Genomic DNA, 23,597 nt, shown 5'->3' on the forward strand with positions numbered 1-23,597 from the left:
CAAGTGTTCGATTAACGGTTTATTGCCGTTTCTTATTAAGATTTATCTAACAACAGCTGGCCTGCAATAAAGGCCAACAACAGAGAGAGACGCTATGCTCACCCTACTCCTTATCGTGCTCGCCATTGCTGGCTTGCTCGTCGTGATGCGTCGCGAAGCAGGTGCCCCAGCGGCACTAGCGGTGCTTGGCGTATTGGGCCTTGTTGGCCTGCTGTTTGACGCGGAAGTCATTGGTGTTCTGCTGCTGATTGGTGCAGCAGCCGTGGCAGTGGCCGGCTTGCCTGCACTGCGTCGCAAGTGGCTCACGCCGCGCTTATTTGCCACCTTTAAAAAAGTCGCCCCCAAAGTTTCCGCCACCGAACGCACGGCCCTGGAAGCGGGCAGCGTTTCCTGGGACGGCGAGCTATTTTCAGGCAAACCCCAGTGGGAAAAATTGCTTGCCTTTAAAGACGATGGCCTACGCGACGATGAGAAAGCCTTCCTAGCCAATCAGTGTGCCAAAGCCGCCGGCATGTGCAACGCCTGGGACATCGCCCAAGAGCGCGCCGATCTGCCCCAGCAGCTTTGGGACTACCTGAAAAAAGAGGGCTTCTTCGGCATGATTATTCCGAAGGAGTACGGTGGTCTTGGCTTCTCGGCCAAGGCTCAGTCCATGGTACTGCAGAAGCTCTCCGTCAATGAAACCCTGATGGTGACCGTGGGCGTACCCAACTCCCTCGGCCCTGGCGAGCTGCTGCTTAAATACGGTACCCAAGAGCAAAAAGATCACTACCTGCCGCGCTTATCCGATGGTCGCGAGATCCCTTGTTTTGGCTTGACCGGCCCCCGCGCAGGGTCTGACGCTACCTCGCTGCCAGACACGGGCGTTGTATGTAAGCAAACCATTAACGGTGAAGAAGTGTTCGGCCTGCGCCTTAACTTCGAAAAACGCTGGATTACCCTGGCGCCCATCGCCACAGTCGTCGGTCTTGCCTTCCGTCTGTTTGACCCGGAAAAATTGCTGGGTGACGAAGAGGATCGCGGTATTACCCTGGCGTTGATCCCCCGCGATACCGACGGCATGGAAATCGGTCGCCGCCACCACCCTATCGGCAGCCCGTTTATGAACGGACCGATTATCGGTAAAGATGTCTTTGTACCGCTGAACACCATCATTGGCGGCCCAGACATGATCGGGCAGGGCTGGCGGATGCTGGTTGAGTGCCTGTCTATCGGCCGCTGCATCACGCTGCCGTCAGGCGCTACCGGCACCGCGCGTTACGCCCTGGGCTGGAGCGGCGGTTTCACCCGTGTTCGTCGTCAGTTCAACGTTCCGGTTGCCGAAATGGAAGGTGTGCAAGAGCCCCTCGCCCGCATGGCGGCGCTGGCCTATATCTCCCAGGCCACCGTGTATCAAACCGCCAATATGATCGACCACGGCGAAAAGCCTGCAGTGCCCTCGGCCATCCTGAAAAGCCAGTTGACCGAGTTCCAGCGCGTATTGCTTAGCGATGCCATGGATGTTCACGGCGGCAAGGCGGTTACCCTTGGCCCGCGCAACTACCTCGGTGTCGCCTATAGTGCCAACCCGGTGGCGATCACCGTAGAAGGTGCCAATATCATGACCCGCAACCTGATGATCTTTGGTCAGGGTGCTATTCGCTGCCACCCCTACGTACTAGAAGAACTGGCTGCCAAAGACGCCAACGATATTAAGGCGTTCGATAAAGCCTTCTTCGGTCACGCGGGCTTGATCTTTGGTAACGCCGCGCGCGCCTTTACCCTCGGCTTTGGCATTGGTAAAGCCAGCGTACCCTTCGACGGCCCCGCCGCCGCCTATGCCCAGGATATTGCCCGCCTCTCCGCTGGCTTTGGCCTGTGTGCCGATGCTGCCATGGCAAGCCTGGGGTCAGCGCTGAAGAAGCGTGAAATGATCTCTGCACGGCTGGGGGATGTGCTGTCTAACCTCTATCTCACCTCAATGGTACTCAAGCAGTGGCAGGCAGGCAGTAAAGTAGAAGGCGAAGAGGCGCTGTTGCACTACTGCTGTCGCTTCCTGCTCCAGCGTGCCGAGCAGGCGTTTGTGGAGATTTTCGATAATCTACCCAATCGCGCCCTGGGCAAAACGCTAAACGCCGTAGTGATGCCCACCGGTCGCCGCTGGAATAAACCCCACGATGACCTGGCCCGGGATATCGCTAAGCGTGTTTCTACGCACAGTGCCCTGCGCACCAAGCTGCTGGAAAACACCTGGGACGCAGACGACGGTGAACAGCGCAACCCGCTGGCGCGCTACAACGCTTTGCTGGTCGATTATGACCGCGCCGAGGCGATCTACCGAACGGTGAACAAGGCGTATGCTAAAGGCGAGCTACCGCAGACGGCGCTGCATCCTGAAGCACGCGTTGAGGCTGGCCTGGAAAAAGGCCTGATCAGTGCTGAGGACGCGGAGTTTATGCGCACCTTCGAGACTGAAGTATTGGAAATGCTCACCGTGGACGATTTCGCCTACGATGCCTTTGCCAAAAATAAGTCCACATTGATTGATCACAACGGAAAACCGACGCCAGCGCCTAAGCAGGAGGAAGAAAACATTAAGTAATACCTCTTTTTCTAAGCATTACCTATAAAGATAGCCGACTCCTGCATGCCAGGAGTCGGCTTTTTTGTGTTCACTTTCTACACCTAAATGCGTAGACCAAGGAACCAAAAACGCGTTGCAAGTTCGCAAACGATCAACTAGCCTTTCGTAAACGAAAACGATCTACCCTATCCAACAACAATGACGCTAGCGAGATCGGCATGTCCTTACATTTGCAAAATATCGACCACATCGTTAACGGTGTGCCCCATATCAGTGGGATAGACTTAGCCCTAGAGCCAGGATCCTTTAATGTGCTGCTTGGGCGAACACTTGCTGGCAAAACCACTTTAATGCGCCTAATGGCGGGGCTTGAACCACCCACCCGCGGCAAAATTATTATAGATGGCAAAGACGTCACTAACGTCTCTGTGCGTAAACGCAACGTCTCTATGGTGTACCAGCAGTTTATCAACTACCCCAGCCTCACCGTTTACGACAATATTGCGTCGCCGCTTAAACTGGCCAAACACCCAAAAAGCGCAATTGATAAGCGGGTTGGCGAAATTGCTGAAATGCTGCATATCGAGCACCTGCTTAACCGCTACCCGCAGGAACTCTCTGGTGGCCAGCAGCAGCGTACCGCCATGGGGCGAGCCTTGATCAAAGATGCCGACTTAATTCTGTTTGATGAACCGCTGGTCAATCTGGATTACAAGCTCCGCGAAGAGCTACGCGATGAGTTGCGTGATCTATTTCAAGCGCGTAACTGCATTGCAGTATATGCCACCACCGAGCCCAATGAAGCGTTAGCGCTGGGCGGCAATACAGCCGTCCTTCATGAAGGAAAGTTGCTCCAGTACGGCCCCACGGAGCAGGTCTATCGCGAACCGAATGGTCGCTTTAGCGCAGAAATGTTCTCTGAGCCGCCAATTAACATTGTTCCCGGTCGGCTTACCGATACCGAAATCACGTTCGACCAATCATTACACTTTCCCTGCGATGACAAGCTAAAGCGCCTCGAGCCAGGTGACTATGATTTTGGTGTCCGAGCTTCGCATCTCACCCTACAGCCGCAACGAGCCGATGACTTAGCGCTGGATGTCCATGTGGATGTAGCAGAAATCAGTGGTTCAGAAACCTTCCTTCATGTTCACCACGAACGGTTTCCCTTAGTGCTGCACTTATCGGGCATTCACCAGTTTAGTGTTAATGAACCTCTGAAAGTTTACTTCCCCACCCATCAACTTTACGCCTTCGACAAGCAGGGTCACACGGTACATATTCCTGCGCGTCAGGGAGGAGCTGCCCATGGCTGAGATCACACTAAAAGGCTTGGCTCACTCCTACGAAAAAACACCCAAGGGTGCTGCGGATTACGCCATCCGGCAGATGGATCATGTATGGCACCAGGGCGGCGCCTATGCCCTATTGGGCCCTTCAGGTTGCGGTAAATCGACCCTTTTGAACATTATTTCGGGCCTGCTTGAACCCTCGGAGGGTGACGTACTTTTTGATGGTCAGCGGGTCAATGAGCTGCCCCCAGAAGAGCGCAATATTGCCCAGGTGTTCCAGTTTCCGGTGATCTACGACACCATGACGGTATTCGATAACCTTGCCTTTCCCCTGCGTAATATGAATACCCCCGAGTACCGGGTGAAACCCAAGGTACTCGAAGTCGCTGACATTCTTGAATTGACGTCTTTACTGGATCGTAAAGCCAAAAACCTGACCGCCGACGAGAAGCAGAAGGTTTCCATGGGTCGCGGACTGGTGCGCGATGACGTGACAGCGATTCTTTTTGATGAACCGCTAACCGTTATCGACCCGCAGCTAAAGTGGAAACTGCGTCGCAAGCTCAAAGAGATTCACGAGCGCTTCAATATCACCATGATCTACGTGACCCACGATCAACTCGAGGCCTCCACCTTCGCGGATAAAATTGCCGTGATGTATGAGGGTCAGGTGGTGCAGTTCGGGACACCTCGAGAGCTGTTCGAGCGCCCTGCGCATACCTTTGTGGGCTACTTTATTGGCAGCCCGGGCATGAATTTTATGGCCGTGGAATACCGCGACGATCAGGTAATGTTCGGCACACAGCCGCTGCCGGTTAGCGAGCAGATGAAGCACGCCGTCGCCAACGCCAGTTCTGCCAATGCTATCGCTAACGACATTAGCTATAACAATATAAAACTTGGCATCCGCCCCGAGTTTATCGCCATCGCTTCAAACCCAACGGCCGATAGCGTGCCGATTCAGGTGACCAGCGTGCAAGACCTGGGCACCTACTCCCTACTGACCTTCAAACTCAACGAGCAAACCTTTAAAGCCCGCCTGCCTGAGGGACACCCGCCAGTAGGGGAAGCGGCGTTTGCGCACTTCGATGCTGCCCATGTAGCGCTGTATATCGATGAATACCTGGTGGAGGCTGGTCATGAATAACAAAATACCCAATAACAGAGCCTGGCTACTGGTGCTTCCCATGCTGGTGTTGGTGGCATTCTCCGCCATCATTCCGCTCATGACCGTGGTCAACTACTCGGTGCAGGACGTGCTCGGGCCGAACGCACGTTTTTTTACCGGCACTGAGTGGTTTCAAAGCATGCTCAACGACGACGCGCTGCAGGCAGCGTTTCTGCGCCAAATTTCGTTCTCACTGATTATTCTGGCTATTCAGATTCCGCTTGGGATTGGCATCGCGCTCATTATGCCGAAACGCGGCTGGCAAGCCTCAGCGGTGTTGATCCTGATTACTCTGCCGTTGCTGATTCCATGGAACGTAGTGGGCAGTATCTGGCAAATCTTTACCCGTGGCGATATCGGCTTAATGGGTTGGGGCCTGCGCGAACTAGGCATTGAATACAATATCACCCGCAATGCAGGCGACGCCTGGGTAACGATCATTTTAATGGACGTGTGGCACTGGACGCCGCTGGTGGCCATGCTGTGTTACAGCGGCCTACGCTCGATTCCCGAAGCCTACTACCAAGCAGCACGTATCGACCGTGCCTCAAAATGGGCGGTGTTCCGCTATATTCAGCTCCCCAAGCTAACCAATGTGTTGGTAATCGCTGTACTGCTACGCTTTATGCACTCCTTTATGATCTACGCCGAACCCTTTGTACTAACAGGCGGCGGGCCGGGCAGCGCCACCACTTTCTTAAGTCAATCGCTAACCACTATGGCTGTCGGCCAACAGGATTTAGGCCCTTCTGCAGCTTTCTCGCTGATCTACTTCCTGGTCATTCTGCTGGTGAGCTGGGTGTTCTACACCACCATTATGAATATGCAGAAAGACAAACCGCCGCACGGAGGTGCCTAACATGAGCTATCAACTCGAAAATACTCAGCGCGGTGAAAAGTACAACACCATTTTTAGCAAGGTTTCACCCGCCAAGCGACGTAATCGTACTGCCCGTGCACACTGGCGCTCGCGTTTCCTGCTTGGCCTTTATCTGGCGCTGATGATTCTGCCCATTTACTGGCTGATCAACATGTCGCTCCAGACCAATAGCGAAATCCTGGGCTCAATGACGCTATGGCCCCAGAACCTTACCTTTGATAACTATATTGGCATCTTCACCAACTCAAGCTGGTACATGGGTTACGTCAACTCGATGCTCTATGTAGCGATGAATATGCTGATTACCATCTGCGTGGCGCTACCGGCTGCTTATGCCTTTAGCCGCTATACCTTTATTGGCGACAAGCATCTGTTTTTCTGGCTGCTGACCAACCTAATGGCCCCCCCTGCGGTCTTTCTGCTGCCCTACTTCCAGCTCTACTACTCGGTAGGCCTGTTCGATACCCACATCGCCGTCGCGCTGGCTCACTGCCTGTTCAATATCCCCCTCGCTATCTGGATTTTGGAAGGCTTTATGAGCAGCGTGCCCAAGGAGATCGACGAAACCGCCTATATCGACGGCTATAGCTTTCCGCGCTTTTTCGTCAAGATTTTTATCCCCATGATCCGCTCAGGCATTGGCGTCACGCTGTTCTTCCTGTTCATGTTCTCCTGGGTGGAGCTGTTGCTGGCCCGCACGTTGACAGCCACTGACGCCCAGCCCATTGGCATGATCATGACACGCACATCGACTGCTTCTGGGATTGATTGGGGCACCCTAGCCGCTGCGGGGGTACTCACCATTATTCCCGGCATTCTGGTGGTCTATTTCGTTCGTAACCATATCGCCAAGGGCTTTGCCCTGGGCCGTACCTGAGGAGATCTCGCTATGTCTTGGATGGTATGGACAGTGCCCACCGCCATATTCTTTTCATCCATTGCGGCCATGCTGGCAGGCATGACGGTATGGGAGATCATGTCGCCCACTATTGAACGCAAAGGTTTTTTACCCATTGCCACCACTCGCGGGGATCGGCTGTTTATTGGCCTGCTCTTCGCAGCCTTTATCCATTTGGGAGTGATCGGCTTTACGTCACTTTCCATTTGGATTGCATTAGCGGTATCAGCCGTATGGCTGCTGGTTTTAATGCGCTGGGGATAGCCCTTGGGAAATGCCATCAGCGTTTAATCGGTATCAAGGACGGCCAAGCCATCAAGGAAGAACACAACAAAACGAGGTCAACATGCAAAAGCACTACAATAAATCCACACTGACTAAATTCAAACTGACAACCCTCGCCGCCAGCTTGCTGCTGGCATCGGGTACGCTGTCAGCGCAGGAGCAGGATACTCGAGCCATCGCTGAACGCTTGGTCGACGAGCACTTCCAGAACTCAACCCTGAGCCGCGAAGAGCAGATCGAAGAGCTGATGTGGTTTGCCAACGCTGCCGAGCCTTTCCGCGGCATGGATATTCAAACCGTGGCTGAAGGCCTCACGACTCACGTTTATGAAAGCGAAGTGCTTGCGGAAGCCTTTAGTGAGCTCACCGGCATTAACCTGACCCACAACATCATCGGTGAAGGTGATGTAGTGGACACTATGCAGAACCAAATGCAGTCGGGTAACAGCATCTACGACGGCTTCGTCAATGACACCGACTCCATCGGCACGCATATTCGTTATGGCACCACCATCAATCTGTCTGAAGCGATGGAGAACGAGTGGGCCGACTATACGTTGCCCACCCTGGATTTAGACGACTTTATTGGCCTGCAGTACGGCACCGGGCCAGATGGCAGCCTCTTTCAACTGCCCACTCAACAGTTCGCGAACCTCTACTGGTTCCGCCATGACTGGTTTACCGACCCAGACCTGATGGCACAGTTCGAAGAGATTTACGATTATCCACTCGGGGTTCCCACTAACTGGACGGCCTATCAAGATATCGCCGAGTTCTTTACCGAGCACGTTGGCGAAATAGATGGCACCAAGGTGTATGGCCATATGGATTACGGCCGCCGCGACCCGTCACTGGGCTGGCGCTTCCACGACTCCTGGCTCTCCATGGCGGGCATGGGCAGCCCCGGCGTCCCTTCCGGCAACCCGGTGGATGACTGGGGTATCCGCGTCAACGAAGATAGCCAGCCAGTTGGCGCAAGCGTAAGCCGCGGCGGTGCTACTAACTCACCAGCCTCGGTATTTGCCATGCAAAAAGCCGTCGATTGGCTACGCGACTTTGCCCCGCCCGAAGCGCAGGGCATGACCTTTGGTGAGGCAGGCCCGGTACCTGCGCAGGGGCACATTGCCCAGCAGATTTTCTGGTACACCGCCTTCACTGCTGACATGACCGACCCTGCAGTCGCAGTGACCGATGACGAAGGCAATCCGCTATGGCGCATGGCTCCATCCCCCACTGGCCCTTACTGGGAAGAGGGTATGAAGGTCGGCTACCAAGATGTAGGCGCCTGGACGTTCTTCGATTCAACGCCGGAAGATCGTCGCACCGCGGCGTGGCTGTTCGGCCAGTTCACCGTGTCTAAAACGGTGTCCTTGGAAAAACTGATGCACGGTCTAACGCCGATTCGTGAATCTGACATTTTCTCTGAGCAGATGACCGAGATGGCCCCCAAATTAGGCGGCCTGGTGGAGTTCTACCGTAGCCCCAACGAGTCGAACTGGACGCCTACCGGTACCAACGTGCCTGACTACCCACGTATGGCCCCACTGTGGTGGCAAAACCTGGCACCCGTCATGAGTGGTGAAGTCACGCCTCAGGAAGGTTTGGACAAACTGGCGGCGGATTTGGACAGCACGATGAACCGCCTGGCTCGGGCCAACGTTTTCGACAGCTATGCACCCGTGCTCAATGAAGAGCAGGATCCGCAATACTGGCTGGATCAGGAAGGCTCACCCAAAGCCAAGCTGGACAATGAAATGCCACAAGGCACCACCGTTCCTTATGACGAAATGATGGAAGCCTGGATGGAAGCCGGTACGCGCCAAGAGTAATCACGCGTAACGCTTGCAGGGTGGGCAACCGCCCTGCAAGGGTTTCATTGGCGGCAGGCCATAGCACAAGAGAAAACACCCAGGGTACCAGGGCTATTTATTTGTTAATTGGATCCGCTATGAAACTGCGAAATCGAAATATAGAAAAATTACCTACCGAGACTTTTGATGCCCTGATTATCGGGGGCGGTATCAATGGCGCGGCCACTGCGGCGGCACTGGCTGGAAAAGGCGCCAAAGTCGCACTGATTGATCGCGGCGACTTCGCTGGCAGCACTAGCATGCACTCCTCCAACTTAGTGTGGGGAGGGATTAAGTACATGGAAAGCAAGGATTTTGCACTGGTTCGAAAACTATGCAAAAGCCGCAATCACTTGATAAAGAGTTATCCCTCTACCGTGCAGGAGATTCGTTTCCTGACCACTATTTCGAAAGGTTTCCGCCACTCACCACGCTACCTATGGGCGGGTACCTGGCTTTACTGGCTGATGGGCAATGGCTTCACTAAACTGCCAAGCCTGCTCTCGCCTAACAAGATTAAGCAGCAAGAACCCATTATCGATATTGAGGACGCCGTTGGCGGCTTTGAGTACTCCGACGCCTACCTCCACGATAATGACGCACGCTTTGTGTTCAACTTTGTGCGTCACGCGCTTAACTATGGAGCAATTGCCGCCAACTACGTCGAGTCACTCGGCGCCGAACGGGTCGGCGACCTATGGGTGACCAAAGCGCGCAACGTGATGGATGGCAGCACCTTCGATATTCGCGCCAAGGTATTAATCAACGCCGCTGGCCCCTGGGTAGATCAGCATAACGAGCTGACCGGCCAAAAGACCACCCATCACCACCTCTACTCCAAGGGCATTCACCTCATCGTTCCGCAGCTAACCGATTCACAGCGGGTGTTGGCATTTTTTGCCGACGATGGAAGGCTGTTCTTCGTTATTCCAATGGGCAATCGCACCTGTATCGGCACTACCGACACCCATATGGAGCATCCAGAGGTGGACGTTACTGCTGACGATATCGCCTTTGTGCTGGAAAATATCAATAAGCGCCTAACGCTAGATCAACCGCTCACACAAGACGACATTATCTCGACACGCTGTGGCGTAAGGCCTTTAGCTATCAAAGATGATCAGGGCAGTGACCGAGACTTTTTACAGCTTTCTCGCAAGCATGTGGTAGATACCAACGCTGTGAGTGCGCATATCAGCATCTTTGGTGGCAAACTTACCGACTGTTTGAACGTGGGGGATGAGATTGCCGAAGAGATGATCCGCCTGGGCGTTTCACTTTCAGACCCCAACTTTCGGTGGTACGGGGAACCCGCTAAGCCCGTGAAACAACAGTTTATGGATCAAGCCAAGCGCATGAACCTGGATGCCATGACCGCCTCTACATCATCGGAGCTGCTCTCCACTCGACTGTGGCGGCGCTATGCCGATCAAGCTATACCGATGCTTGAGAAAATTCGTCAGGATCCCGCTCAGGGCGAAATCCTCATTGAAGGCACTGAGTACATCCGTTGTGAAATTGAGCATGCCCGCGACCACGAGATGATCACCCAGCTTGAGGACTTCCTGCGCCGCCGCGCCAAAGTTTCTTTGGTGGTACCTCATGAGCAGTTACGCCACTCCACCGGTTTAAAGGAAGCGTGTCGGGTACTGTTTGGTGACGACGCTGAAAATCGATTTAGCCAGTACTTCGAACAAAATCGCGATACTGCACTTCCGCCTACATCGACAGCGGTTTAGCATAAAAAAGCCCCCTCACCTAGGTGAGGGGGCTCAAACAATCAATAAGCGAGTCTTGCCCTACTCTTCGTCTTCAATTCGCAATTGAGAGTCCCCTGAGAGCACTTCATCCCAAGCTTCTTCCAGTGTGCAGCCTGAGCGGCTATCCACAGTGTCGATGACCTCAACGGCATGCTGCAGTGATTCACGGTTGCCCTTCAGTGCCACAACAAGTCTAGCGAGATCTTGTTTGCTGAAAGAGCTGGCGATGCTGTCGGCTTGTTGGCTCAGTTCGATGCAGTTCATTAGTAATACCTCATGGTATGGTCATCCGCTGCTTAACCGACGATCGGTTAAAAAAGCAGCCATCTTAGTTAACGACGTATGGTGACGTTGCTACTCATGCTGGACCGGGTAAGTGCCCAGTTCGGTAACTGCGAAACGGTCACAAGCTTTGCAAGACCTTCGCCTTTAGCGCTCGGGTAATACTGAAGCGCTATGGTTCTGTAGCAGGGACCAGGTCAGTGACTCGGGATAACGAAGCACCCTCCTGATCCATGGCTTCACTATGGTTCACTGCAACAAAACCCACAATGCATCATTGGCAGCAGGGGTGGTTGTAACTCGACTACATAAACACTCATTGAGTGTTAAGTGTGTTAAAGACTTTCATGAGGGGCGCTAAAAGCGAAGAAAGGCGGCCAATAGCTTAATTGGCCGCCGGATTATAAAGAATCGAAAGAGTTAATAGATAGTGTGCTTAAGTAGGGGGCTAAATCGTTATTACCTAAGGCGTGGAGCGCACGCGCGAAACTGCATCCAACCAGCCTTGATAGAGCTGCTCGCGAGTGGTCTCCTCCATAGCAGGCATAAAGCTCTTCTCGCAGCGCCACAGCTGCTCAATCTCTTCGAGGGTTTGATACCAACCTAAACGCAACCCGGCTAAGTAAGCAGCCCCCAGCGCGGTGGTTTCCAAAATCGTAGGGCGATCCACCTGGACACCCAGCATATCGGCAAGAAACTGCATCACCCAGCTGTTCTTCACCATACCACCGTCGACGCGCAAAGTGCCTGGTGCGGCCTCCATGTCGTCGTTCATACAGTGCTGGAGGTCGCGGGTTTGATAGCACACCGCTTGCAGGCCTGCAGCGACTATTTCAGCGATACCGGTATCGCGAGTTAATCCAAAAATAGCGCCACGCGCTTTGGGATCCCAGTGTGGAGCGCCCAAGCCGGTAAAGGCGGGCACCAGATAAACGCTGTGGCCACTGCGGGTCTTCTGGGCCAAGGCCTCCGTCTCTGACGCATCGGCAAACAGGTTCAAGCCATCACGCAGCCACTGCACTGTCGCCCCAGCCACGAAAATACTGCCCTCCATGGCGTAGGTCGGCTTACCGTTAAGCCGGTAGCCAATGGTGGTCAACAGGCGGTTACGCGACAGCGAAGGCGTTTCACCGGTATTCACAATCATAAAACAGCCAGTGCCATAGGTGCTTTTACCCATCCCCGGTTGAAAGCACGCCTGCCCCACTAAAGCAGCCTGCTGATCCCCCGCTACCCCAGCAATGGGAAGCGCTGCGCCCAGCCAGTGCGCTTCGGTGGTGCCAAAATCATCGCTGGAGTCTTTCACCTCAGGCAATAAATTGGCGGGAATATTAAACAGCGACAGCAGCTCTTTATCCCACTCCTGGGTATGGATATTAAACAACGCCGTACGTGAAGCATTAGTGGCATCCGTCACGTGCTGCTGGCCACCTGTCAGCCGCCAGATTAAAAAGCTATCCACTGTTCCGAACGCTAATTCGCCCTGCTCAGCGCGCTGCCGAGCACCCTCAACGTTATCCAGTACCCAACCAAGCTTGGTGGCTGAAAAGTAGGGATCAATCAATAGGCCCGTTTTAGCTTGAACGGTATCGGTATAGCCTTGATCGCGCAGCGACTGGCACAAATCTGAGGTGCGGCGATCCTGCCAAACGATGGCATTATAGAGTGGCTTACCCGTTTTCCGATCCCACAGAATAGTGGTTTCCCGCTGGTTGGTAATGCCGATCCCGGCTATTTGGTCGGCGGAAACGTCAGCGTTGCGCATTACATCTCGGCAAGTCGTCACCACGGTTTCCCAAATATCTTCGGGGTTGTGCTCAATCCATCCGTCGTGGGGAAAGTGCTGAGCGAATTCTTGCTGGGCAACAGCGGACACCTGGCCTTGGCGGTCAAACAGAATGGCGCGGGAACTGGTGGTACCTTGATCAATGGCGAGTATAAAAGAGGACATATCGAGTTCGCTTTGTTGTATTGTCTTTCGATTTTGTATACTTACTTTCGCTTTATTATCATCTAAGGCTACTCCAGCCGCCCAAAATGCTCAAGGCTGAAAATACCTCATTAAGCAATGTAGAGCGCCACATCGTGTTGCGTCAGCAAGCGCTGAATCGCCTCTGGGGGTTTGCGGTCAGTAAATAGCGCATCCAGCTGTTCCAGGTTGCCTTGCCGAACGACCGGGTTACGGTGAAATTTAGAGTAGTCCGCCGCCAAATAGATGCGCCTGGAATTGGCGATAATCGCCTGAGCAACGCGCACTTCCTGGTAATCAAACTCCAGCAGAGAGCCATCCTCATCGATACCGCTGATGCCGATAATGCCGTAGTCCACTTTGAACTGATTGATAAAGTCGATCGTTGCTTCACCGATAATGCCGCCGTCCCGGGAGCGCACCTGACCACCGGCGATAATCACAGTGAAATCCTCTTTATGTTGCAGGATAGCGGCAACATTTAGATTATTGGTAATGATCTCAAGGCCCTGGTGCTCTAACAGCGCTTGAGCAATCACTTCATTGCTGGTACCGATATTAATAAACAGAGAGGAGTGATTCGGGATGTGCTGAGCTAAACAGCGGGCAATGCGCTCCTTCTCTTCCAGATGCAGCGTCTTGCGCGTGCTGTAGGCGGTATTTACTGTACTCGACTCGATTCCTACCCCGCCATGCACGCGCCTCACCCGGCCTTCATCGGCCAGGGTATTTAAATCGCGACGGATGGTTTGTGGCGTCACGGCAAAATGATCGGTGAGCTGCTCGATACTCATATAGCCGTGCTGACGAACCAGCTCGACAATGGCATCCTGACGAAATTGTTGATTCATAAGCCCGGCCTGTTCGGTTTTTATTGATATCTGAACATAATCTAGCAAAATTTTCGAAATCTAATAGCACTCTCATACCATTCGACAGATGCCAAACCGGCAGACCAAGCGGCGACCCCGCGTATTAAAGCGGCCACACCAATAGGATCATTGGGATAGCAACCACCAGCACCACCAGTGATAGCGGCAGGCCCAGTTTCCAATAATCGCCAAAGCGGTAGCCGCCAGGTCCAAGCACCAGCGTATTGGATTGGTGCCCGATAGGGGTTAAAAACGCACAGGAAGCGCTAACAGCTACTACCATCAAGAATGGGTCTAGTGAGACGTCAAAGCCATTGGCTAAGCTCACCGCAATCGGTGCCATCAGTAACGCAGCCGCCGCATTGTTGACCACATTGGAGAGCAGCATAGAGAGTAAAAACAGCCCTATCATGGTCACCACCACCGGCCAATCGCTGCCAAAACCGAGCAGCGCGTTAGCAATCAAATCTGCACCACCACTGGTTTCTAATGCTTCGCCCACGGGAATCATCGCCGCGAGCAGCACAATGACGGGGCCATCAATGGCCTGATATCCTTCCCGGAGTGGTAACACACCAATCAGTAGAGAAATCAGCGCCGCACTACTCATGGCCACCGCCGCGGGAAGTAGATCAAACAGCATGGCGACGATTGCCAAGGCAAAAATAGCAATCGACATGGCGAGTTTACGCGGCTGCCCCAGATGCAGTTCACGGCTAGCCAGGGGCAGACACCCAAGGGAGGCCAGACTATCTGACATCTCGTTTTCACTGCCCTGGAGAAGCAAAACATCACCGTTTTTAAAACGAATATCCCGCAACCGCTGCTTCAAGCGCCCGCCATCCCGTGCGACAGCCACCAAGTGCAGGCCAAACTGATGGTTTAAGCGTAGCTGGCGTACGCTGCGGTTAATCATCATTGAGTCGTTACGAACCACGGCCTCGATCAGTTGTAGACCCTCGGTATCCACGGGCTGTCGATCCTGCGCAGACTCTTTCTTGTTAACAGGATCCTTATCACCCTCCGCATCCTCCGCCTCAGGATCTTCCTCCAACTCTGCAATCGCGCTTAGCCCTACTTTGTCTTCCAGCATTTGAAGCTCATCAGGCCCTGCTTCTAATAGCAGAATATCACCCTCTTCGAGTGCGCCGTGGAAGTTATAGCCCGCACGGCGGTTGTCATCGCGCACCACCGCTAACACGGGAATGGTTTCGTCCAGCTCGTCGCGCAACTGTTGTAGCGTTAGACCCTTGGCCTTCGACTCTTCACCCACTTTCAACTCCACCAGGTAGTTGGCGGTGTCGAACATTTCATCCGTAGAGGCCTGGCCGCTACGCTTGGGCGTCAAGCGCCAGCCTACTAGAACAATAAAGGCCAGCCCCACCAGCGCCACCGCAATACCGACGGGCGAAAAGCTAAACATACTAAATGCTTCATCTGTCACATTGCGTCGATAACTGGAAATAATGATATTGGGTGGGGTACCAATCATCGTGGTCAGGCCGCCGAGCAGAGAGCCAAACGCCAGCGGCATAAGCAGTAGAGAAGGTGAAGTGTTATGTTCGCGGGCAAGCCGCATAGCCACCGGCAACAACAACGCCAGGGCACCAACGTTGTTCATAACCCCCGACAGCAGTACGACGGTGCCCACCAGTACCAAGAGTTGAAGCAGCAGGTTTTCACCCACTTTCAGCACTTGATTGGCGATAATATCCACCACCCCTGAGCGCTCAAAACCGCGGCTAAGCACCAGAACAGCGGCCACGGTAATCACCGCCGGATGACCGAAACCAGTGAAAGCGCTTTCGGCTGGTACAAGCCCCAGCATGACCGAACCCAGCAACGCTGCCAGTGCCACTAAGTCATAACGAAAACGGCCCCATATAAACGCGGCGAGCGTTAGCCCAAGTACGATAAACACCAGTGTGCTAGGTGTAAGCGTTAACCCGCCAAGATCCAATGCTTCAATACTTACGTTTTCAATACCGGAGCCCTCAGCGCTTGAGCCCTCAACACGTATGTCCTCAGCCGACATCCTTTTCCCACTCCCTTGCTGGCGTTTGAAAGTTCACCATGCGATTGATGCAAAACACGCTTTAACATGACTATTTCTTCTGCACATTAGACGTTTACTATACAGAGGTATAGACCCTGCATACGCAAAGCCTATAAACATATAGCCAAAAAGGAAAAAAGCTCGGCAAAGCCGAGCTTCATATCGGTAGTGTAATGAAGGGTAAAACGGGCTAATAAAAGCGCTTACTTTTGGCGCTCAACAACAATGCGAGCATCAACAATCTTATAGCGATGCGCTAGCCTTTGATATATAGGAAACTTCACGGGGCCCTGGCCAACCGCTTCAGGCTGACCCTGCTGCTCCTCTCAAAGCTCCATCGTCAGATAAAACGAACTCGCTACGGCAAAAGAACAGTAGAGCCCGTGGTCTTGCGGCTTTGCAGGGCGTCTTGGGCTTTGCCGGCTTCTGCCAGTGGGTAGCGGTTGGCGATATCGATATTAACCTTACCGCTTTCAATCATGGCGAAAAACTCTTCGCACATCATCTCCAAACGCTCGCGGGTGTCGGCGTAGCCATTCAGGCTGGGGCGGGTTACGTAAAGTGCGCCCTTATGATTAAGAATGCCAATATTAACGCCTTCCACCGGGCCAGACGCGTTGCCAAAGCTGACCATCAGCCCACGGGGCTTCAGGCAGTCCAGTGACATTTCCCAGGTGTCTTTACCCACCGAGTCATACACCACATCGCACATATCGCCGTTAGTAAGCTCGCGTACGCGCTCTACCACATTCTCTTCGCTGTAATTGATGGTCGCCCAGGCGCCATTGGCCATGGCTAGATCCGCTTTTTCCTGTGAACTGACTGTGCCGATCAACTTAACGCCCAACGACTTTGCCCACTGGCAGGCAATCGACCCTACACCACCGGCTGCCGCGTGAAATAGAATGGTTTCGCCACCTTTCAGTTCATAGGTTTGGCGCAGCAGATACTGCACGGTAAGGCCCTTGAGCATACTTGCCGCTGCTGTTTCGAAATCAACGAAGTCGGGTAGCTTGACCACTTTAGCCGCTGGCAGCGTATGCAGTTCAGCATAGGCGCCCAGCGGGCCTTGGGCATAGGCCACGCGATCGCCAACCTTAAGATGTGTGACCTCTTCGCCAACCGCGTCGACCACGCCTGCACCTTCGGTGCCTAGGCCAGAAGGCATGGAAGGGGCTGGATAGAGCCCGGTACGAAAATAAATGTCGATAAAATTAAGGCCAACGGCTTTATTAGCAATACGTACTTCACCCTGACCAGGTTCAGCAGGCGTAACGTCGACCAGCTCAAGTACCTCAGAACCGCCGGTGTGGGCAAATTGAATACGCTGAGACATGAGGACTCCTTATTGTGTAATTCGGCTATTATTCGAGTTGATACGCCATCTCTGAATAATGCTAAGCATGGCAACGGGTGCTGCTATACAAGCGCGTCACGGCGTTTAAATCAAGCTAGCACGCTAGCGTATTTTTACCCATTAGAAAGCGAGGCGATGCAATCCCGCTGTCATGCGCCCATGCTAGTATTAGTGCTTCTTTATCGTCTAAGGCTTAGAGATTTGTCATGACGCATCCCGTTATTCAACTCCCCGCGCTGATTGCCCACCGCGGCTACTCCGCCGCTGCCCCTGAAAACACCCTCGCCGCGGTGCGCGCCGCTTATGAAGCGGGATCCACATGGGTAGAACTGGATGTGCAGCTACTGGGTGATGGCACCCCGGTGATTTGGCACGACAGCGATGTCGCACGCTGCTCAAACGGACGGGGCGGACTCGCCTCCATGAGCTGGGCCAAGGCGCAAACCCTGGATGCCGGGGGTTGGTTTGACGATCGTTTTGCGGGTGAGAAGATGCCTAGCCTCAGCGAGATGTTGGCACTGCTTAACGAGCTGGAGATGGGCGTCAATATGGAAATCAAGGTCAACAAAGGCCGCGATCCCATTGCGCTGGTGGAACGCGCGCTGCCGGAGATGCTCGACACACTCCCCCCCGAGCGCTTGATTATCTCCTCCTTCAATGCCGCTGCTCTTGGCCACTGCCGTCAATTTGCCAGCAAAGAACGGCTGGCTCTGGGTGTGCTGTTCGGTAACGTGCCCAAAAGTTGGCGCGAGCAGTGCGAGGCCATTGAGGCTTTTAGCGTGCACACCCACTGGCCGCGTTTGAAGCGCGCCCAAGCCGACGCTATGCAGCGCGATGGCTATCAAATATTGTGCTATACCGCCAATGACCCCAGTGCCTTTCATAGCCGCTGGGAGTGGGGCATCGGCAGTGTCATCACCGATGAACCCGCCGCGTTCAAGCGCTTTTTAGACAGCCATTGATAAACTCTAATAACTTATAAGTCCACATACTGACAAGGAGTCCACCGTGAAGTACCTAGGAGCCCATGTGAGCGCCGCTGGCGGCGCAGACCAAGCCGTGCACCGAGCAGTGGAAATCGGCGCGGATGCGTTTGCGCTATTCACCAAAAATCAGCGTCAATGGAAAGGTAAACCGCTCACCGATGAGGCGATTCAAGCCTTTCACGACGCCTGTGCCGAGCACAACTTTTCTTCAGAGCAGATTTTGCCCCACGACAGCTATCTGATTAATCTGGGTCACCCCGAGCAGGAAGGCCTACGCAAATCCCGCGATGCGTTTCTGGATGAAATGCAGCGCTGCGAGCAGTTGGGGCTGGCGCTGCTTAATTTCCACCCTGGTAGCCATTTGAACAAAATCAGCGAAAGCGACTGCTTAAAGCGTATCGCTGAATCCGTTAACGAAGCGCTAACGCATACCCAAGGGGTTACCGCAGTCATTGAAAATACCGCTGGCCAAGGCACTAACCTGGGTTGGCGCTTCGAGCATTTGGCCGAAATCATTGCCCACGTGGACGATAAAACTCGCGTGGGGGTGTGTATTGATACTTGCCACGCCTTTGCGGCGGGCTATGATCTACGCACGGCAGAGGCCACCCAAGCAACGCTTGATGAGCTAGGCAGCGTGGTCGGCTTTGAGTATCTGCGCGGTATGCATTTAAACGATGCCAAAAGCGACCTTGCCAGCCGCGTGGATCGCCACCATAGCCTGGGCAAAGGCAATATTGGCCTGTCCGCCTTTACCACCATCATGCAGGAACCACGGATTAACGGCATTCCGATGATACTGGAGACCATCGAACCCGCGATATGGGCCGATGAAATAGCTTGGCTACGCGCTCAAGCCTCCTGAACAGTGAATACAAAGAGTCAGCCTACGATACCGCGGTTTTTGCACGCCCGGTAACGCTTGCCTACGCTTAAACTCCTTTACCCTAGCCCCAGCCTACGTAAGGAGTGTGGAATGAGCGATACCGATCTCGGCAGTTTGGATGCCCAGACCCTAGCTCACTTGTTTGCAAGCCAAGAGGCCTCCCCGCTAGAAGCGACTCGTGCCGCCCTTGAGCGGATCGAGCGTTTCAACCCAGACGTTAACGCCTATGTGTATGTAGATGCTGAAGGCGCAAAATCGGCGGCCAAAGCCTCGGCACGGCGCTGGGGGCAAGGCAAGCCACTAAGCCCCATCGACGGGGTGCCGGTATCGCTTAAAGACCTGACCCAAGTGGCAGGCATGCCCTGCCGGGAAGGTTCTCTAACCACTTCAGAAGCGCTATGTGACACCGACGCGCCACCCGCGCGCATGCTGCGAGAAGCAGGCGCCGTGATTTTAGGTAAAACCAACACCCCCGAATTTGGCTGGAAAGCAGTGACCGATAACCGTATCTTTGGCGCCACGGCGAACCCCTGGGATACGCGCTTAACCCCCGGTGGCTCTTCCGGCGGGGCCGCCGCGGCCGCCGCACTCAATATGGGGGTGCTGCACCAGGGCGGCGACTCAGGCGGCTCCATACGTATTCCCGCTTCTTTTACCGGTGTATTCGGCTTCAAACCCACATTCGGCTGGACGCCCCAATGGCCGCCGGCTAAAGAGCCCAGCCTATCGCACCTGGGGCCGTTAACACGCACCGTGCGGGATGCGGTCAGCATGCTCAATGTGATGGGCCGTTACGACTACCGTGACCCTTATGCCACTCGCGGGCAGCCCGATTGCTGGGGGATGGATTTGGATAAAGGTTTAACCGGACTACGGATTGGCTACTCGGCTGATCTTGGCTACGCCAAGGTAGATCCGCAGGTTGCCGAACGCGTGCGAGAAGCAGCCGGCAGACTGGAGGCGTTGGGCGCTGAAATCGTCGAGGTGCATCCCGGCTTTTCGTCACCGCTGGATACCTTCCGTAAGCTGTGGTTTACCGCCTCTTTAGAGCAGTGGTCACAAATGGATGATCACCAGCGTACGCTGCTGGATCCCGGCATGGTGGCCAATGCCCGTGAGGCCGAACCCTGGAAAGCCGTTGAGCTGTTTCGTGCCTTGGCAGATCGTGCGGAGTTAACCGAGCTCCTGGAGCACTTTAACCAAGAGTATCATCTACTGATGACCCCCTCGGTGGCGATACCCCCGTTTGAAATTAACCAGGAAGTTCCCCCCGGCAGCGACATGCGGGACTGGGAAGAGTGGGCGCCCTTTAGCTATCCTTTTAACCTGAGCCAGCAACCCGCCGCGTCGGTGCCCTGTGGTTTTACCGATAACGGTTTACCGGTGGGCTTTCAGCTTGCGGGTGGCAAGTATGATGATGTGCGGGTACTGCGTGCCTGCCACGCCTACATGGAAGCGCACCCACCGCGTTTTCCCAGCGTGCCTAACCCCGCCCAGTATGCTTAACAGCTGAGCAGCATAAAAAAGCCCAGCCAAACATAACGCTTGGCTGGGCTTTAATGATCGATAGAGACATTACATCGCCGAGAGTTTCTCTTGGTCTAACACGCCCGACATACGCACCATGGCCAACGCTTCATCCAAACTGCTCATCTCCTCGATCATGACCAACTCGTTCTCTAAGCTCACCGGCTGACCAGCTGTTTCAGAAAGCAATTTTTCCAGGGAAGCCACATCCATAGCGTCGTCTAAGTGGTGAACATCGACTGAGGCGCTGTTGCGGCCCGGCAGATAGATGGTGCCATTAGAGAAATCCACGGCGTAGGCAATCACTCCGGGTACAATAAAAAACAGCAAACCGACCCCATTGGCGACAGCAATAACCGGATCAATATCACCGCTCAATTGGCCTTTGCGCTCAGGGTGAAAAAGCGTACCACAACCACTCAATGACACGATGGAAACGCCAACCACGGCGCCAGTCAACCAGCGACGAACTGCTTGATGCATGAAAGTTCCCTCAAATAAAAAAGTGACGATAGCCGATATAGCGTATTGCACTTGCGTTTTTGCCGACTATCGCGCCACAAAACTCGATCAGTCTAGCACAGCCATCCAAAAGCATAGTTCATTTGAACATAAGCACTATTTTGCCGCTTTAACCGCTAGACCGTACAATGTCCCTATTCAACGCTTCCAAGCACTTTTTCAAGAATCAGGTTTTCAACAGCCCTGTTTTCAAAAACCAAGGAATGCTCACGCCCATGCGCGCCAGCCAATTACTGATTGCCACTCTCAAAGAAACCCCGGCTGACGCCGAAGTCATTAGCCACCAGCTAATGCTTCGTGCCGGGATGATTCGCCGCTTAACTTCTGGGCTATACACCTGGCTGCCACTTGGCCTGCGCACCCTGCGCAAAGTGGAAGCCATTGTGCGCGAAGAGATGAACCGTGCCGGTGCTCAAGAGGTACTCATGCCTGCCGTGCAGCCCGCTGAGCTTTGGCAGGAGTCTGGCCGTTGGGAGCAGTATGGCCCCGAGCTGTTACGCCTGAAAGATCGCCACGACCGCGACTACTGCGTCGGCCCGACCCATGAAGAAGTGATCACCGACCTGGTGCGCAAAGAGATTGCCAGCTATAAACAGCTGCCGGTCAATTTCTATCAGATTCAGACCAAGTTCCGTGACGAGATTCGCCCACGTTTTGGGGTAATGCGCTCCCGCGAGTTCATCATGAAGGATGCTTACTCCTTCCACCTGGATGAAGCCTCGCTGAAACAGACCTACCAGGATATGTACGACGCTTACACACGCATTTTCACGCGACTAGGCCTCGACTTTCGCCCGGTAATCGCCGACAACGGCTCTATCGGCGGCACTGGCTCCCATGAATTCCACGTACTGGCCGACTCGGGCGAAGACGATATCGTATTCTCCAACGCCTCCGACTACGCCGCGAACATGGAAAAGGCCGAAGCCCTGCCTGCTCCGGTGGGCAGCGACATACAGCGCGAAGCACCTACCCAAGAGATGCATCTGATAGATACACCTAACGCCAAGACCATCGCCGCCCTGGTTGAGCAGTTTGATCTGCCGATCGAGAAAACGGTCAAGACCTTGATCGTACATGCCGCTGAAGGTGGCCTGATTGCTCTATTGGTGCGCGGCGATCATGAGCTGAACGAGGTAAAAGCAGAGAACCTTCCGCAGGTGGCGGCCCCGCTGACCATGGGCAGCGAAGAGGAAATTCGCGCAGCAGCCGGTGCAGGCTTTGGCTCACTTGGCCCGGTGAACCTTGATATGCCCATTATTGCCGACCGCAGCGTTGCTCTGATGAGCGACTTTGGCGCAGGCGCCAATATTGAAGGCAAACACTATTTCGGCATTAACTGGGAGCGTGATGTGGCCCTGCCCGAGGTAGCCGACCTGCGCAATGTAGTGGAAGGCGACCCCTCTCCCGACGGCCAAGGCACGCTCTCTATCAAGCGCGGCATCGAGGTTGGTCACGTCTTCCAGCTTGGCCAAAAGTACTCCCAGGCCATGAACGCCAACGTGCTGGGCGACAACGGCAAAACCAGCCATCCGTGGATGGGTTGCTACGGCATCGGCGTGACCCGTGTGGTCGCCGCGGCCATTGAGCAGAACCACGACGAATCTGGCATTATCTGGCCCAACGCTATTGCACCCTTCCAGGTGGCACTGGTGCCGATGAATGCACACAAATCCCAGCGTGTTCGCGAAGAGTCTGAACGTCTTTACCAAGCGCTCACCGCCGCTGGCTTAGATGTCTTGCTGGATGACCGCGACACCCGGCCCGGCGTTAAGTTTGCCGATTTGGAACTGATGGGCGTTCCTCACCGCCTGGTGATCGGTGACCGAGGCCTAGATAACGGCGAACTGGAATATAAAGGACGCCGGGATAGCGAAGCCACCATGGTGCCTGCAGATCAAATCATCGACTTTTTGCGTGAGAAAGCTAGCTAAGGCAGTAACGCTGAGCGGCGCTGGGCTTGTAGAGACAAGCCCAGCGGCGTGAACGTATGGACACGCCGCTAGCGCGTTTTATTGATGATGCCGGACAGCGCCAAACACTGCTCACGCGTATCTACCCAGAAGCCAGGCTGGCAGGCTTACCGCCAGAATTGGTGTTAGCTTTGATTCAGGTGGAGAGCGCTTTCAAAGCCGATGCTATCACCTCGGCAGGCGCCGTTGGTTTGATGCAAATCATGCCGTGCTGGGTCAGCGAGCTATGGCTGTACGATTGTGGCGTACTACCTCGCTATCGAGAATGGCGACTTTACCCGTGCGCTAGCCCGCTACAATGGCAGCCTGGGAGAAACCTGGTACCTGGAGGAGCGGGTCATGCATTCCTGGCGGGACACTTGGCGGCACACAAAACCCGTTAACAGGGACACTCAGCGTGGGCAAACAACCGGCTCAATTAAGCCGACTGCCCAAAACTGGCCTAGCCCGGATTTCTCACAGGGTATAAAAG

19 protein-coding genes are annotated in these 23,597 nt (G+C 54.3%); 13 read left to right on the forward strand and 6 right to left on the reverse strand.

The genetic code is table 11. The features are described 5' to 3' along the window. Positions 1-94 precede the first annotated feature (94 nt). From HZU72_RS22345 to HZU72_RS22380, 8 genes are all read left to right on the forward strand, one after another. Positions 95-2,581 carry an acyl-CoA dehydrogenase gene (locus tag HZU72_RS22345; protein WP_180096045.1) on the forward strand — a complete coding sequence of 829 codons (2,487 nt, stop codon included), beginning with the start codon at positions 95-97 and terminating at the stop codon, positions 2,579-2,581. Between the two features lie 200 nt (positions 2,582-2,781). Next, complete coding sequence (locus HZU72_RS22350) at positions 2,782-3,879, forward strand: ABC transporter ATP-binding protein (protein ID WP_180096047.1); 1,098 nt, start codon at positions 2,782-2,784, stop codon at positions 3,877-3,879. Further along, positions 3,872-5,002 (forward strand): ABC transporter ATP-binding protein, encoded by a 1,131-nt coding sequence (locus HZU72_RS22355; protein ID WP_180096049.1) that lies wholly within the window; start codon positions 3,872-3,874, stop codon positions 5,000-5,002. Before HZU72_RS22350 ends, HZU72_RS22355 begins: the two co-directional genes overlap by 8 nt. Continuing rightward, a complete protein-coding gene (locus HZU72_RS22360; protein WP_180096051.1) occupies positions 4,995-5,882 on the forward strand; it encodes a carbohydrate ABC transporter permease in 888 nt (295 codons plus the stop codon). Before HZU72_RS22355 ends, HZU72_RS22360 begins: the two co-directional genes overlap by 8 nt. 1 nt (position 5,883) lies before the next feature. Then, positions 5,884-6,780, forward strand: a complete 897-nt coding sequence (locus HZU72_RS22365; RefSeq protein WP_180096052.1) for a carbohydrate ABC transporter permease — start codon at positions 5,884-5,886, stop codon at positions 6,778-6,780. Positions 6,781-6,792: 12 nt separating this feature from the next. Next, the gene (locus HZU72_RS22370; RefSeq protein ID WP_180096054.1) at positions 6,793-7,065 is read left to right on the forward strand and encodes a DUF2160 domain-containing protein; all 273 of its coding nucleotides are present in this window, start codon (positions 6,793-6,795) and stop codon (positions 7,063-7,065) included. Positions 7,066-7,147: 82 nt separating this feature from the next. Then, complete coding sequence (locus tag HZU72_RS22375) at positions 7,148-8,914, forward strand: ABC transporter substrate-binding protein (RefSeq protein WP_180096056.1); 1,767 nt, start codon at positions 7,148-7,150, stop codon at positions 8,912-8,914. 119 nt (positions 8,915-9,033) lie between these two features. Next, positions 9,034-10,674, forward strand: a complete 1,641-nt coding sequence (locus HZU72_RS22380) for a glycerol-3-phosphate dehydrogenase/oxidase (RefSeq protein WP_180096058.1) — start codon at positions 9,034-9,036, stop codon at positions 10,672-10,674. 60 nt (positions 10,675-10,734) lie between these two features. Here the strand turns inward: HZU72_RS22380 and HZU72_RS22385 are convergent, their stop codons facing one another. The 5 genes from HZU72_RS22385 to HZU72_RS22405 all read right to left on the reverse strand — a co-directional run bounded on the left by HZU72_RS22385 (position 10,735) and on the right by HZU72_RS22405 (position 17,210). Further along, on the reverse strand, positions 10,735-10,959 hold the full coding sequence (locus HZU72_RS22385) for a hypothetical protein (protein ID WP_180096060.1): 225 nt from the start codon (positions 10,957-10,959) through the stop codon (positions 10,735-10,737). Between the two features lie 481 nt (positions 10,960-11,440). Continuing rightward, on the reverse strand, positions 11,441-12,928 hold the full coding sequence (gene glpK / locus HZU72_RS22390) for a glycerol kinase GlpK (RefSeq protein WP_180096062.1): 1,488 nt from the start codon (positions 12,926-12,928) through the stop codon (positions 11,441-11,443). 110 nt (positions 12,929-13,038) lie between these two features. Continuing rightward, positions 13,039-13,797, reverse strand: a complete 759-nt coding sequence (locus HZU72_RS22395; protein ID WP_133730627.1) for a DeoR/GlpR family transcriptional regulator — start codon at positions 13,795-13,797, stop codon at positions 13,039-13,041. A gap of 124 nt (positions 13,798-13,921) precedes the next feature. After that, positions 13,922-15,853: an SLC13 family permease gene (locus tag HZU72_RS22400; protein WP_208458194.1), complete on the reverse strand. Its 1,932-nt coding sequence runs from the start codon at positions 15,851-15,853 to the stop codon at positions 13,922-13,924. A 379-nt stretch (positions 15,854-16,232) separates the two neighbouring features. Continuing rightward, positions 16,233-17,210, reverse strand: a complete 978-nt coding sequence (locus HZU72_RS22405) for an NADPH:quinone reductase (RefSeq protein WP_180096064.1) — start codon at positions 17,208-17,210, stop codon at positions 16,233-16,235. Positions 17,211-17,437: 227 nt separating this feature from the next. On the opposite strand from HZU72_RS22405, the gene HZU72_RS22410 reads away from it, so the two are divergent. The 3 genes from HZU72_RS22410 to HZU72_RS22420 all read left to right on the forward strand — a co-directional run bounded on the left by HZU72_RS22410 (position 17,438) and on the right by HZU72_RS22420 (position 20,609). Continuing rightward, positions 17,438-18,193: a glycerophosphodiester phosphodiesterase family protein gene (locus tag HZU72_RS22410; protein WP_180096066.1), complete on the forward strand. Its 756-nt coding sequence runs from the start codon at positions 17,438-17,440 to the stop codon at positions 18,191-18,193. 46 nt (positions 18,194-18,239) lie between these two features. Then, entirely contained in the window at positions 18,240-19,082 is an 843-nt protein-coding gene (gene nfo, locus HZU72_RS22415; RefSeq protein ID WP_180096067.1) for a deoxyribonuclease IV, read from the forward strand. Between the two features lie 111 nt (positions 19,083-19,193). Then, positions 19,194-20,609, forward strand: a complete 1,416-nt coding sequence (locus HZU72_RS22420; RefSeq protein ID WP_180096069.1) for an amidase — start codon at positions 19,194-19,196, stop codon at positions 20,607-20,609. Between the two features lie 69 nt (positions 20,610-20,678). Here the strand turns inward: HZU72_RS22420 and HZU72_RS22425 are convergent, their stop codons facing one another. Next, complete coding sequence (locus tag HZU72_RS22425; RefSeq protein ID WP_180096071.1) at positions 20,679-21,113, reverse strand: hypothetical protein; 435 nt, start codon at positions 21,111-21,113, stop codon at positions 20,679-20,681. A 254-nt stretch (positions 21,114-21,367) separates the two neighbouring features. On the opposite strand from HZU72_RS22425, the gene HZU72_RS22430 reads away from it, so the two are divergent. Together HZU72_RS22430 and HZU72_RS22435 are read left to right on the forward strand one after the other, a co-directional pair. Beyond that, positions 21,368-23,086 (forward strand): proline--tRNA ligase, encoded by a 1,719-nt coding sequence (locus tag HZU72_RS22430; protein ID WP_180096073.1) that lies wholly within the window; start codon positions 21,368-21,370, stop codon positions 23,084-23,086. 56 nt (positions 23,087-23,142) lie between these two features. Continuing rightward, entirely contained in the window at positions 23,143-23,508 is a 366-nt protein-coding gene (locus HZU72_RS22435) for a transglycosylase SLT domain-containing protein (RefSeq protein WP_371829557.1), read from the forward strand. The last annotated feature ends 89 nt before the right edge of the window (positions 23,509-23,597 follow it).

This window comes from Vreelandella sedimenti (assembly GCF_013416325.1).
Classification (GTDB): Bacteria; Pseudomonadota; Gammaproteobacteria; order Pseudomonadales; family Halomonadaceae; genus Vreelandella; species Vreelandella sedimenti.

Bases quoted from the DNA above. Each gene is read 5' to 3' on its own strand.
- HZU72_RS22345 (WP_180096045.1), top strand. From the start codon at position 95: ATGCTCACCCTACTCCTTATCGTGCTCGCCATTGCTGGCTTGCTCGTC.
- HZU72_RS22350 (WP_180096047.1), top strand. From the start codon at position 2,782: ATGTCCTTACATTTGCAAAATATCGACCACATCGTTAACGGTGTGCCC.
- HZU72_RS22355 (WP_180096049.1), top strand. From the start codon at position 3,872: ATGGCTGAGATCACACTAAAAGGCTTGGCTCACTCCTACGAAAAAACA.
- HZU72_RS22360 (WP_180096051.1), top strand. From the start codon at position 4,995: ATGAATAACAAAATACCCAATAACAGAGCCTGGCTACTGGTGCTTCCC.
- HZU72_RS22365 (WP_180096052.1), top strand. From the start codon at position 5,884: ATGAGCTATCAACTCGAAAATACTCAGCGCGGTGAAAAGTACAACACC.
- HZU72_RS22370 (WP_180096054.1), top strand. From the start codon at position 6,793: ATGTCTTGGATGGTATGGACAGTGCCCACCGCCATATTCTTTTCATCC.
- HZU72_RS22375 (WP_180096056.1), top strand. From the start codon at position 7,148: ATGCAAAAGCACTACAATAAATCCACACTGACTAAATTCAAACTGACA.
- HZU72_RS22380 (WP_180096058.1), top strand. From the start codon at position 9,034: ATGAAACTGCGAAATCGAAATATAGAAAAATTACCTACCGAGACTTTT.
- HZU72_RS22385 (WP_180096060.1), bottom strand. From the start codon at position 10,959: ATGAACTGCATCGAACTGAGCCAACAAGCCGACAGCATCGCCAGCTCT.
- glpK (WP_180096062.1), bottom strand. From the start codon at position 12,928: ATGTCCTCTTTTATACTCGCCATTGATCAAGGTACCACCAGTTCCCGC.
- HZU72_RS22395 (WP_133730627.1), bottom strand. From the start codon at position 13,797: ATGAATCAACAATTTCGTCAGGATGCCATTGTCGAGCTGGTTCGTCAG.
- HZU72_RS22400 (WP_208458194.1), bottom strand. From the start codon at position 15,853: ATGTCGGCTGAGGACATACGTGTTGAGGGCTCAAGCGCTGAGGGCTCC.
- HZU72_RS22405 (WP_180096064.1), bottom strand. From the start codon at position 17,210: ATGTCTCAGCGTATTCAATTTGCCCACACCGGCGGTTCTGAGGTACTT.
- HZU72_RS22410 (WP_180096066.1), top strand. From the start codon at position 17,438: ATGACGCATCCCGTTATTCAACTCCCCGCGCTGATTGCCCACCGCGGC.
- HZU72_RS22420 (WP_180096069.1), top strand. From the start codon at position 19,194: ATGAGCGATACCGATCTCGGCAGTTTGGATGCCCAGACCCTAGCTCAC.
- HZU72_RS22425 (WP_180096071.1), bottom strand. From the start codon at position 21,113: ATGCATCAAGCAGTTCGTCGCTGGTTGACTGGCGCCGTGGTTGGCGTT.
- HZU72_RS22430 (WP_180096073.1), top strand. From the start codon at position 21,368: ATGCGCGCCAGCCAATTACTGATTGCCACTCTCAAAGAAACCCCGGCT.
- HZU72_RS22435 (WP_371829557.1), top strand. From the start codon at position 23,143: ATGGACACGCCGCTAGCGCGTTTTATTGATGATGCCGGACAGCGCCAA.